At 72.1% G+C, this 11,018-nt stretch carries 11 protein-coding genes; 4 read left to right on the top strand and 7 right to left on the bottom strand.

What is annotated here, in order from left to right:
• Positions 1-34 precede the first annotated feature (34 nt).
• From ACFRMN_RS05465 to ACFRMN_RS05480, 4 genes are all read right to left on the bottom strand, one after another.
• Complete coding sequence (locus tag ACFRMN_RS05465; protein ID WP_383013582.1) at positions 35-862, bottom strand: sulfite exporter TauE/SafE family protein; 828 nt, start codon at positions 860-862, stop codon at positions 35-37.
• Between the two features lie 65 nt (positions 863-927).
• Positions 928-2,139 carry an MFS transporter gene (locus ACFRMN_RS05470; protein WP_383013779.1) on the bottom strand — a complete coding sequence of 404 codons (1,212 nt, stop codon included), beginning with the start codon at positions 2,137-2,139 and terminating at the stop codon, positions 928-930.
• Between the two features lie 89 nt (positions 2,140-2,228).
• The gene (locus ACFRMN_RS05475; protein WP_383013585.1) at positions 2,229-3,344 is read right to left on the bottom strand and encodes a PLP-dependent cysteine synthase family protein; all 1,116 of its coding nucleotides are present in this window, start codon (positions 3,342-3,344) and stop codon (positions 2,229-2,231) included.
• Between the two features lie 139 nt (positions 3,345-3,483).
• Positions 3,484-3,912 (bottom strand): hypothetical protein, encoded by a 429-nt coding sequence (locus ACFRMN_RS05480; protein WP_383013588.1) that lies wholly within the window; start codon positions 3,910-3,912, stop codon positions 3,484-3,486.
• Between the two features lie 113 nt (positions 3,913-4,025).
• Here ACFRMN_RS05480 and ACFRMN_RS05485 point away from each other — a divergent pair, with 113 nt between their 5' ends.
• Positions 4,026-4,829: an SAM-dependent methyltransferase gene (locus tag ACFRMN_RS05485; RefSeq protein ID WP_383013591.1), complete on the top strand. Its 804-nt coding sequence runs from the start codon at positions 4,026-4,028 to the stop codon at positions 4,827-4,829.
• 155 nt (positions 4,830-4,984) lie between these two features.
• On the top strand, positions 4,985-5,566 hold the full coding sequence (locus ACFRMN_RS05490; RefSeq protein ID WP_383013594.1) for an NUDIX hydrolase: 582 nt from the start codon (positions 4,985-4,987) through the stop codon (positions 5,564-5,566).
• Positions 5,567-5,597: 31 nt separating this feature from the next.
• On the opposite strand, the gene ACFRMN_RS05495 is transcribed toward ACFRMN_RS05490, so the two are convergent.
• Positions 5,598-6,287 (bottom strand): YoaK family protein, encoded by a 690-nt coding sequence (locus ACFRMN_RS05495; protein ID WP_383013597.1) that lies wholly within the window; start codon positions 6,285-6,287, stop codon positions 5,598-5,600.
• A gap of 265 nt (positions 6,288-6,552) precedes the next feature.
• Between ACFRMN_RS05495 and ACFRMN_RS05500 the strand changes: the two genes are divergently transcribed.
• Together ACFRMN_RS05500 and ACFRMN_RS05505 are read left to right on the top strand one after the other, a co-directional pair.
• Entirely contained in the window at positions 6,553-7,815 is a 1,263-nt protein-coding gene (locus tag ACFRMN_RS05500; RefSeq protein ID WP_383013600.1) for an FAD-binding protein, read from the top strand.
• A 122-nt stretch (positions 7,816-7,937) separates the two neighbouring features.
• Positions 7,938-8,462: a DUF5954 family protein gene (locus ACFRMN_RS05505; RefSeq protein ID WP_383013603.1), complete on the top strand. Its 525-nt coding sequence runs from the start codon at positions 7,938-7,940 to the stop codon at positions 8,460-8,462.
• Positions 8,463-8,502: 40 nt separating this feature from the next.
• Here the strand turns inward: ACFRMN_RS05505 and ACFRMN_RS05510 are convergent, their stop codons facing one another.
• Both ACFRMN_RS05510 and ACFRMN_RS05515 read right to left on the bottom strand, forming a co-directional pair.
• Positions 8,503-9,249: a class I SAM-dependent methyltransferase gene (locus ACFRMN_RS05510; RefSeq protein ID WP_383013606.1), complete on the bottom strand. Its 747-nt coding sequence runs from the start codon at positions 9,247-9,249 to the stop codon at positions 8,503-8,505.
• A 35-nt stretch (positions 9,250-9,284) separates the two neighbouring features.
• Positions 9,285-10,742, bottom strand: coding sequence for a PLP-dependent aminotransferase family protein (locus ACFRMN_RS05515; protein WP_383013609.1), 1,458 nt, complete (start codon positions 10,740-10,742; stop codon positions 9,285-9,287).
• Positions 10,743-11,018: the final 276 nt, after the last annotated feature.

Raw genomic sequence — 11,018 nt, forward strand, 5'->3', positions numbered from 1 at the left:
TGCTCGTGCCCGACGGACGGCCCCCGCAGCGGGTTCAGCGCAGCAGAAGCTGAAGACCGCCGAGGACGGTCGCCCCGATCACCAGCCGCTCGAAGAGCCGTTGGTCGATCCGGTCCACACACGCCTTGCCGATGAGGGCGCCCGGGAAGACGAAGAGCACCAGAGCGGCGTCCAGCAGCAGGGAACGGCCGTCGACCAGGCCGAGTCCCACGCTGAAGGGCAGCTTGGAGGTATTGACGATCAGGAAGAACCACGCGGAGGTGCCCAGGAAGCCGAGCTTCCGGAAGCCCGCGGAGAGCAGATAGAGCGACATGACGGGGCCGCCGGCGTTGGCGACCATGGTGGTGAATCCGCCGAGCACACCGTACGAACGTGCCGTGACACGACCGGCGGAGGACGCCCCCGAGCCGCCTTTCCCGGCGACCACCCCCGCCTCTTCCACTCCCTCCGCTGTCTCGGCTCCCTCCGCCTTTTCCCGCTTCTCCTTCGCGCTGTCCGCCCCGCCGCGTCGCCGCCAGACCGTGACGCCCGCCATCAGCAGCAGGATCGCGCCGATCGAAGTGCGGACAGCGGCGTCATCGGCCCAGAGCAGGAAGACCGTGCCCGCCACCACCCCCGCGGCGACCGCGGGAAACAGCCGCCACAGGGTCGGCCAGTGGGCATGGCGCCGGTAGGTGAGCACCGCCACCACATCACCGACGATCAGTATCGGCAGCAGTACGCCCGTCGACTCACGCGCCGGCAGCACGGCGGCGAATACGGCCAGACTGACCGTATTCGCGCCGCTCACCGCGGTCTTCGAGAAGCCGACGAGCGCCGCCGCCGCGGCGAGCGCGGCGAATCCCCACCAAGATATGTCCATTTCGGCAACCGATGCTATGCCCCGGTGCGGGACCGCCACCGGGCGGGCGGCGCTCGAAACGGGACTCAGTCCGGTACGGGCCGGGCCGCCGGGGCGGTCAGCCGGCCCCCGCGCGCCAGCGCGAACACCGCTCCGGCGCAGGCCAGGCCCGTACAGGTCAGCACCGTCCAGGGCAGCCAGCGGGCGTCCTGGCGCTGTGCCACATCCCACAGCGCGCCCGTGCCCAGATTGCCGAGCGTGATGCCCAGCCCGGAGACGGTGTTGTAGAAGCCGTAGTGGGTGGCGACCAGCCGGTCGCCCGACAGCGCGACGACGGTGTCCATCTCGAACGGATAGACCACCGCGCTTCCCACGGCCAGCGCGACGACCGCCGCCACCAGCGCGGCGAGCATCCACAGCCGCGCCGTACGCCCGTCACCGGCGGGGACGAGGGCCGGCGGGACGAACGCCAGCCCCATGACCGTCAGCCCCCGTACCAGCGCTCCCCGCGGACTCCAGTGGCGCGTGGCCCAGCGCGTCAGCCGGGTCTGCCCCACCACCGCCACGGCGGCCGAGATCACGAAGAGCGCGCCCGTGGCCCGCTCGGCGGCCGGCCCCAGCGCGTCGGCGGCGGCCAGCGGCAGGGCCAGATAGACCTGGAAGGTCAGTACGTACGAGCCGATCATGGCCAGCGAGAACAGCAGGAACGGCCGGTTGGCCAGCACCGTGCGCCACCGCGCGGACATCCCCGCGGGTTGTCCGCCCGCGTTCTCCCCGCCGCCCCGGGAGGGCAGCGCACGCCACTGAAGCACCGTCAGCGCGGCGAAGATCACCGCGGCGACCACACACACCAGCCGGAAGTCGGCGGCGAGCAGGGCGAGACCCACCGGCGGCCCCAGCAACATCCCCGCCTGGTAATAGACGTTGAAGACCGCGAAGGCCTCGACCCGCCGCTCGCCCGCCTCGGCCGCCAGATAGGCGCGTACCGCCGGATTGAACAGCGCTCCCGCGAATCCGGTCGCCGCCGAGGCGACGATCAGCGCGGGCAGTTGGTCCACCCACCCCAGCAGCGCGAAGCCGCCCGTGCGCAGCAGACAGCCGGCCATGATCGGTGTCTTGTAGCCGAAACGGTCGGCGAGGGCGCCGCCGATGAGGAACATCCCCTGTTGCGAGAGCGTACGTACGCCGAGCACCAGCCCGACCGCCCAGGCGGCCAGCCCGAGCGCACCCGCCAGATGCGCCGCGAGATAGGGCATGAGCATGTAGAAGGCGAGATTGATGGCGAACTGGTTCGCCATCAACAGGCGTGCCGCGGGCGGAAAGGACCGGGTCGTGGCCCACAGGCCCGTGGCCCCGGCCTGCGGGCCAGGGGCTGTCACGGAGCCCTTCACCGGGCCACCCCCGCCAGGCCGCCGCCCGCCTCCGGGCCGGCCGTGGCGAGCGGGTCCACCACCGTGGTGCAGCGCGTCCACCGGGTGACGGTGCGTTCGCCGGGATGCGAGATCTCCCTCGGACGGTCGGCGGGCCGGTGGTCGAGCAGTCCGTGCTCACGGCAGTACGTGTCGTCGAACACGGTTCCGACATAGCGCTGCGGGCCGTCCGGGAAAACCGCCACGATCCGCTCCCCGGGCGGCCGTACGGCGGCCAGCCAGCGCGCGACCAGGGAGACCGCCCCGACACTCCAGCCGCCCGTCGCGTAACGCGCCCGCGCCAGCGAACGCGCCGCCCAGACCGCTTCCGGGGCGGCCACCCAGTGCACCTCGTCGAAGAGGCCGTACGCGACATTGCGCGGGTGGATGCTGCTGCCCAGACCACGCATCAGCCGGGGCGCCGCGGGCTGGCCGAAGATGGTCGAGCCGGTGGTGTCGACACCCACCACACGCAGAGCGGGGAAGTGGTCGCGCAGCACACTGCCGATCCCGGCGGAGTGCCCGCCGGTACCGACACTGGCCACGAGTGTGTCGATCCGGCCCAGCTGGGACACCAGCTCATGGGCGAGCGGACGGTACGCGGCCACGTTGTCGGGGTTGTGGTACTGATCCGGGCACCAGGAATCCGGATACGCGGCGAGCAGTTCCGTCACCCGCCGCCGACGGGCCTCCTGCCAGCCGCCCACCGGATGCGGCGCCCGTACCAGCTCGATGTCCGCGCCGTACGCCGTCAGCAGCCCGGTCATCAGCGGTTCCATTCCCGGATCGGTGACGACGGTGACGGGATGGCCGAAGACCACCCCGGCCAGTGCCAGCCCCAGGCCCAGCGTGCCGGAGGTGGACTCCACGATCCGTGCCCCGGGCAGCAGTTCGCCGCGCTCCCGGGCGCGCGCCACCATGTACAGGGCCGTACGGTCCTTGATTCCGCCGGGGTTGTGTCCTTCCAGCTTGGCCCAGAAGCCACGGCCGGGGGCCGTGAACGGGGCGCCGATCCACAGCGTAGGGGTGTCGCCGACCAGCGCGGCCGGGCTGTGGGCCGGCTGAGGGGCGGGTGAAACGTCGAAGTGGTCCATCGCGCAGAGCTCCAGTGGCCGGTCGCGCGCGGGCGCGCCCCGGCCGTGGTGAGGGGGGAACGGTCAGAGAGCGTGGAGAGCCACCGGCGGCACGAGCGGGCGGAGCCGCGCGCGTGCTGTCAGAGGCCCGGGGCGCTCGTCAGTTCCGCCACACACCCAGCGCCGCGCGCCGCCGCTGTTCCGTGTCCCGGCCACCGCCGGCGTCCTCGCGTGCCACATGGACGCGTAGGCCCATCGGGTTCCGTACGGCGGTGTCCGCCGCGTTCGACCCGCCGTCGACGGTGAGGGGTACGGCGAACGCGTCGTCCGGGCGCTGCGGCAGGACGCTCGGTTCATCCGTGTCGGTGCAGGAGGCCGCCCCGTGGCTGGCCCGACCGGCGCATCCGGCCACCGGCGTGGGCGTGGGCGTCGCCGCGCTCTGGAGCGTGGCCGCGCTCCGGAGCGGCGCGGCGGAGACCGGACCGTGCGCGCAGCCCAGCACATGGAGCAGCGCGGCCAGCACGGTGAGCAGCACGACGCACGGTCCCGCCCCGCGCCCGCCCTTCCCGTTCCTCACCGCACCATTCATGTAGCGCAGCGTATGTGATCGGTCACCCCAGGTCGCGACCGGAGGGTGTTCGCCGCGCTGCCCGGTGCGTAACCTGAGGCTCCTGACCTGCGGCCGACCGAGAGGTGGAAGCGATGGGCGCGGAGCGACCGCCGGAGTTCGACTCGAACGTGGCCCACCCCGCACGGGTGTACGACGCGTGGCTGGGCGGCACGCACCACTTCCCCGCCGATCAGGAAGCCGCCGAGCTGGCGGCCGTGGCCAACCCGGGCATCGTGCCCGCCGTCCGCGCCAACCGTGCCTTCCTCGGCAGGGCCGTCCGGTATCTCGCCGGGGAAGCCGGGATCCGGCAGTTCCTGGACATCGGTACGGGCATCCCCGCCGCGGACAACACCCACGAAGTCGCCCAGTCCGTCGCCCCGGACTCCCGGGTCGTCTATGTGGACAACGATCGGATCGTGCTGGCCCACGCGCGGGCGCTGCTCGACGGGACGCCCGAAGGACGAACCGACTACATCGAGGCCGACGCACGCGAGGTGGAGACCATCCTCGCGGAGGCCGCGCACACACTGGACTTCAGCCGGCCGGTGGGGCTGATGCTCGTGGCGATCCTCCAGTACATCCCGGACGCGGACGACCCGTACGGCCTCGCGGCCCGGCTGCTCGACGCGCTGCCCTCGGGCAGCCATCTCGTGCTCTCGCATCCGGCGAGCGACATCGGCGCCCACGCGGTGGCCGAGTCGATGCGCGTGTACAACGAGCGGGCCGCCGCCCACGGCGCCGCCACGCCCCGCACACGGGATCGGGTACGACGTTTCTTCGACGGTACGGAACCGCTGGCGCCCGGAGTCGTCGCGCTGCCGGACTGGCGGCCGGACCCGCACGACACGCGGGCCGCGAACATCCCGATGTGGGGCGGAGTGGGCCGTAAACCCTGAGCGCGGAAAACCCGGAGGACACCGGCCGTCGTCATCCGTAACGTCCTGGTGGGCGTGGCACGTGACGGCCGCGTGGGCCGCACCGAGCCGGCCCGACCCCGCCCCGGTTGAGGCCGGGGCCACGAGTTGACGAGTTGACGGGTATGGAGAACGCGATGCACGCTGTCGGCCGACCGATCGTCGATCTGTTGTCCCGGTACCGGACACGGGATCCGCTGGAGGCCGCCGACGCGGCCCGCGTCCGGGCGCTCGCGGAGGGCGCGGACGATCCCTGGCTGCGCTCGATTCCGCTGCATGTGACGGCGTCCGCGCTGATCGTGCACCCCGCGAGCGGACGGGTACTGATGCGCTGGCACGCGCGCCAGCGCTCCTGGCTCCAGATCGGGGGCCATGGCGATCCGGGCGAGAGCGACCCCTTGGAAGTCGTGTCGCGGGAGGGCCTTGAGGAGACCGGGCTCGGGGACCTGGTCCCGTATCCGGACGCGTCCTCCGCGCGGCTCGTACAGGTGGTGATCGTGCCGGTCGCCGCGGGCGGCGGTGAACCGGCGCATGAACACGCGGACCTCCGGTTCGTCCTGGCCACGGCCGCCCCCGACGCGGCACGGCCGGAGAATCCCGACGCCCCGTTGCGCTGGATGACCCCGGCCGAGGCACGGGAGGCCACCTCCGAGGAGAATGTCCGTGAAGCGCTGCGGCGGGTGGAGGAGCTGCTGGCCGTCGCCGTGGAAAGCGGCTGACCGGCGGGCGGACGGCGCGTGCCGGGCGCCCTCAGACTGTGGCGTCGTCCGGCGCCGGCGCCAGCGCGAAGACACAGGCGACCCCCGCCACCAGGACGGCGGCCAGCCCGACGACTCCCGCCAGCGTCGTACGAAGCAGTAGCGCGCCGACCGCCGCCCCGGCCAGCATGGCCAGCAACGAGCCGATCTTGCGATGCGGTTTCGTACCGGTGCCCGTTCCGAGCGCGCTCTCCGCCGTGAGCCCGGTGAGCGTCTGGGTGAGGACGGTCGTCATCAGATCCCGGGGGGCGAGCACGCGCACCGTCGCGTTCTGCAGACCGCTGCAGCCACCGAGGAGCGCGATGATCACCAGTACGAGCCGGCCCTCGGGACGGAGCACCCCCGTACCGAGCAGCAGAGCCGTCAGCGTGAGTCCGGCGGCCTGGCAGGCGAAGGCCCAAACCAGCCAGCACCGGGGCCGGCCGCCGAGGAACTTGCTGAGATGCCCGCCGAAGAACGCCCCCACGACGAAGGCCGCCATGGCCACGATCGGTGCCAGCACCGACATCCGGTCCGTCTTCGCGAGGGAGAACCCGAGGAAGACGACGTTGCCGGTCATATTGGCGACGAAGACATGCCCCAGCCGCAGATAGCTCACCGCGTCCACGAGACCGGTCGCGAAGGTCATGACCAGCAGCGCGCCCACGGCCCACCGCGGTGCCACGGGAAGTCTCTCGGGCACGGGGGGCACCTGCTTTCCTTCGCGCTTGCCCTCAACGGCGGACGGTTTCCCGCGGACGGCCTGTCGCACGGACCAACGGATCGACACCCTAGCTTTGGAGTGCGGGCCGCCCTGTCCGCACCACGCTGGCCGGCGCCGCGTGGTCATGAGGTAAGAAGTAGGGGAATGGGCATGGCCGCCACGCCCGACCGCAGAGAAGGAGAACTCCGTGCTCCAGCCGCCCGGAAGCCCCGATGTTCCCACTGCCCGGGCCATACCTCCGGTGATGAGGAACTGGGCCGGCAACATCACCTTCAACGCGGCCCGCGTGCACACACCCTCATCGGTGGAGCGGCTGCGGGAGATCGTCGCCGGAAGCGGCTCGGTGCGCGCGCTGGGCAGCGGCCACTCGTTCAACACCATCGCGGACACTCGCGGCGATCTGGTCTCGGTGGCCGGACTGCCCCGGATCGTGGAGGTCGACGAGACGGCCGCCACCGTCACGGTCAGCGCCGGTCTGCGGTTCGCCGAGTTCACCGGAGCGCTCCACCGGGCGGGCCTCGCCCTGCACAACCTCGGCTCGCTCCCGCATATCTCCGTCGCCGGTGCCTGCGCCACCGGAACCCACGGGTCCGGGGTCGGCAACGGCACGCTGGCCTCCGCGGTACGCGCGCTCGAACTCGTCACGGCGGACGGCGAACTGCTCGTCCTCGACCGGGACGACGAGGACTTCGCGGGGGCGGTGATCGCCCTGGGCGCGGCCGGCGTCGTGACCCGTATGACACTCGACCTCGTTCCCGCGTACGACATCCGGCAGTGGGTGTACGAGGGACTTCCGTACGAGCGACTGCGCGAGCGGTTCGATGAGGTGCTTTCCGCCGCGTACAGCGTGAGTCTCTTCACCAGCTGGCGTACGGAGCGGATCGAGCAGATGTGGCTCAAGCAGCGGATCGGCGACGGCGACGGCGACCCGGATCCGGCTCCGGACCACCGATTCGGTGCCGTACGTGCCGACGGCACCCGGCACCCGGTGCCCGGTATGGACCCGTCGACCTGCACGGCACAGTCCGGCGTCCCCGGGCCGTGGCATGAACGACTGCCGCACTTCCGGCCCGAGTTCACTCCGAGCAGTGGCGAAGAACTGCAGAGCGAGTACTTCGTCGCGCGGGAGCACGGGCGGGCGGCCTTCGACGCACTGGCGCGGATCGGGGAACGCGTCGCGCCGGTCCTCCAGATCGGTGAGATCCGGACGGTCGCGGCCGACGGACTGTGGCTCAGTCCCGCCTACGGACGGGACACCGTGGCCTTCCACTTCACCTGGCACCCGGACACCGCGGCCGTCACGCCCGTGCTGGACGCGATCGAGGAAGCCCTCGGGCCGTTCGACGTCAGACCGCACTGGGGAAAGCTGTTCACGATGGGCCCGGAGCGGGTGGCGGCGCTGTACGAGCGGTACGCCGACTTCGAGACGCTGACGGCGAAGCTGGACCCGCGCGGAGTCTTCCGTAATGACCTGCTGGAACGGTACTTCCCGGGCGGGCGCGGATAGCGGCGGAGGACGGCGGACAGCGGTCCCCGGCCGATCCGCACCACGTAAAAATGGCGGGATTTACCCCGGAAGATCCTCCGGTCCCGCGCTCGGGGATCACCATTTTGCGGCACTCTACTCGGGTGAGCGCGAACCCCGATGAGGCAGCGGACGATGAGACGGCGGACGGTGAGTCCGCGGGCGAGTTATTCGATGACGCGGCGGCCCGGCGGCTGCTGGAGCTGGGCCAGCGTGAGGAGGCGCTGCGGCGCAAGTTCCCGGTGAACGGCCCGGACTGGGAGCGTACGTCGGTCTCGCATTACACGGCGTATTCGGCGATGCTCCACGAGGACGGGGGCTGGCGGCAGCTCTTTCCGGCCGTTCCCGCCGAGGCGGAGGCCAGGACGGATCTGCGTGATGTGCTGCGAGTACGGGCCATGGACGCGGGCGAGCTGGGACCGCGCTTCACCCGGGCCGCCGAGGCGGTCGTACGCGGCGAGGACCAAGTGATCATCGGCGGTGATGTCTACCGCGTGGTGCGGATCGAGCAGACCATCATCATGACCGGCCACGGTCCGCAGCCGCCGCGGCCACGGGATCAGGAGTTCCCCGAAGTGCTCGACGAACGTCCGGGGCCCCGGGGACCGGGACGGGCGCTGGACGACTGACCGGATCCGGATCCGGTCAGGGCCCGCGGGGGTACGGCGCTCACTCCCGGCGTGCCACCACCAGGGCACATCGAGGGCTCCCGTCGGGGCGTCGGCCGAGATCCGTGAGCGGGCGGAGTTCCGTGGTGAAACCCGTACGGGCCAGTTCGTCCAGTACCCCGGGAAGCCTGAACGTGCGGTAGTACATGACGAATCGCGGATGCCAGAGCAGATTGCGCAGACGCATCGCCGTGTCGAAGCCCCAGAGCGTCCAGTAGAGCGGGGAGCCGACGCGGGGCGGGGCGGGAACGGGAAAGACGAACAGGCCGCCCGGCCGGAGCACCGCGTGCGCCCGCGCGAACAGTACGGGCCGTTCGGCGGGCAGGAAATGCCCGAACGCCCCGAAGCTGACGGCCAGATCGAAGACCGGCGCGAAGGGCAGGGCGCGCGCGTCGGCCCGTACCCAGTTCACGGCCGCCGAGGTGAACTCGGGGGAGGCGGCGGACGCGGAGCGGGAGGCGGAGGCAGCGGCGGCGAGCATGCCCGCGCTGAAATCGACACCGGTGACCCGCTCGTCGCACAACCGCCGCAGCACACTCACTCCGGCCCCGGTCCCACAGCAGATGTCGAGCCCCGTGGCGAACGGCCCGAGCGGCCGGACCGTACGTACCACCGCGTCCAGAAGATGATCGGGCGTACGGAACGGTGTGTGGTCGAACTTCGGCGCCAGCAGGTCGTAGCCGTGCTCGATGGACGAGAACGCCTGCACGGCGAGTTCGCGAAAGGTCGGGCCCTGAGGTGTGAACATCAAGGCCCAGGGTAACGACATGGCCCCCCGCGTCCTCAGGAGGTGCCGGTCACAGACTCCCGAGCCGCCGCGATACGTCCGACAGCGTCCCTGAGACGGTCCGGGGGCTGCGTGAAGGGCAGACGCAGCCAGCGCTCCAGCCGGTCCTGTACGCCGAAGTGGGCTCCCGGCGCGAGGAGCACACCGTGCTGTTCCGCGGCGGCGACCAGACGCGGCCCGATCGGGGACGGCAGCCGGCACCAGAGGACGGCACCACCGTCCGGCAGCCGGAAGGTCCAGTCGGGGCACTTCGCGCGCAGCGCCGCGGCGAGGGTGTCGCGCCGCTCGCGCAGCTCCCGACGGCGCGTCCGCACATGGGGCGCCGCCGGATCGGCGAGGAGTTCGGACAGCCAGAGCTGCTCGAAGAGCGGTGAGCCGAGGTCCAGCGAGACACGGCGCTCGCCGAGCCTGTCGATGAGTTCCCGAGGTGCCCTGATCCAGCCAATACGCAGGCCGCCCCAGTGCGATTTGGCGGGCGAGCCCACAGTGATCGTCCAGCGCGGGGCGAAGGCGGCCAGTGGCGGTGGCGCGGCTCCGTCCGTCCGGTCCGAGGGGTGGCTGAGATCGAGATCCACCGCTGATTCGTCCACGACGGTGTAGGTGCGGGTCGCGCTGAGCACGGCGCCCAGCCGCTCGCGGCCCGCCGCGTCCAGTCTGCGGCCGGTCGGATTGTGGAAGTCCACCATCAGATACGCCAGCCGGGGCGCGGTCCGGCGCACGGTCGCCTCGATACCGTCGATGTCCCAGGCGGGCGCGGCGAACGGGTCGACCGGTACCGGTACCGGCTGGGCCCGCGCGGCCGCTACGGCCGCGAACGCGTGCGGATAGCCGGGCTGTTCGACCAGCACCCGGTCGCCGGGCCCCGCCAGCAGATGGAGCGCCACCACAAAGCCGTGGTGCGCACCGTTGGTGATCATGATCTCGGAGGGCACGGTGGGCAGCCCGCGGGCCGTGTACCGGGCGGCGAGCCGTTCGCGCAGCGACGGGATGCCCAGATCGTCGTAGGTCTCGTCGTGGAGCGCGTCCCGCATCGAGACCCCCGCTGTTTCGAACGCGGGCAGCAGGCCCGGGACCGCCGCAGGGGACGCGCGGGCGAGATTGATCAGGCCGGAACCTCCCGGCAGACCGGTCGTACCGCCCCGTTCGCCGGGGGGAGCGGCGGTCCAGGACCCCGCTCCCTGGCGGGACGCGATCAGACCCCGGTCGCGGAGACGGTCGAGGGCCGCGCCGATCATGGTCCGGCTGACGCCGAGGGCGGCTGCCAGTTCGCGTTCGGGAGGAAGGCGGACGCCTGGAGGCAGCCGGCCGTCGTGGACGAGGGCCGCGAGGCCGTCGGCCAGATCCCTGCCGCCGCTGCGCGGCCCGCCCGTACGCCAGCTCCCGAGGGTGTCCGCCAGCCGGGCGGCGGAGATCCGGCCGGTCACGCGGCTGGGGAAGGGCGGCGTGGCGTTCATGGGGCCACTGTATGCGGATTGGTTGTCCGCGGGTTGGTCACGGAGATCGTCCGCCGGACGGCGGGTGCCGCGCGGGCTGCGCGGGATGCCACAGGGGGCGGCCGGGATGTCACAGGGGGCGGCCGGGGTGTCGCGCGGGTCGGCCGGGGTGTCGCGCGGGTCGGCCGGGGTGCTGCGCGGGGGCCGGGGCGCGATGGGCGGATCCCGGCCACGCGGGCCCGCCCACCGGCGGAATTCATGCGATCGCAATGCCCTGATCTCGACAGATCCCCCCGT

The sequence above is a fragment of the Streptomyces sp. NPDC056835 genome (assembly GCF_042789485.1).
Classification (GTDB): Bacteria; Actinomycetota; Actinomycetes; order Streptomycetales; family Streptomycetaceae; genus Streptomyces.

Excerpts from the sequence above, each read along its gene's own strand:
- ACFRMN_RS05465 (WP_383013582.1), bottom strand. The coding sequence starts at position 862 with ATGGACATATCTTGGTGGGGATTCGCCGCGCTCGCCGCGGCGGCGGCG.
- ACFRMN_RS05470 (WP_383013779.1), bottom strand. The coding sequence starts at position 2,139 with ATGGCGAACCAGTTCGCCATCAATCTCGCCTTCTACATGCTCATGCCC.
- ACFRMN_RS05475 (WP_383013585.1), bottom strand. The coding sequence starts at position 3,344 with ATGGACCACTTCGACGTTTCACCCGCCCCTCAGCCGGCCCACAGCCCG.
- ACFRMN_RS05480 (WP_383013588.1), bottom strand. The coding sequence starts at position 3,912 with ATGAATGGTGCGGTGAGGAACGGGAAGGGCGGGCGCGGGGCGGGACCG.
- ACFRMN_RS05485 (WP_383013591.1), top strand. The coding sequence starts at position 4,026 with ATGGGCGCGGAGCGACCGCCGGAGTTCGACTCGAACGTGGCCCACCCC.
- ACFRMN_RS05490 (WP_383013594.1), top strand. The coding sequence starts at position 4,985 with ATGCACGCTGTCGGCCGACCGATCGTCGATCTGTTGTCCCGGTACCGG.
- ACFRMN_RS05500 (WP_383013600.1), top strand. The coding sequence starts at position 6,553 with ATGAGGAACTGGGCCGGCAACATCACCTTCAACGCGGCCCGCGTGCAC.
- ACFRMN_RS05510 (WP_383013606.1), bottom strand. The coding sequence starts at position 9,249 with ATGTTCACACCTCAGGGCCCGACCTTTCGCGAACTCGCCGTGCAGGCG.
- ACFRMN_RS05515 (WP_383013609.1), bottom strand. The coding sequence starts at position 10,742 with ATGAACGCCACGCCGCCCTTCCCCAGCCGCGTGACCGGCCGGATCTCC.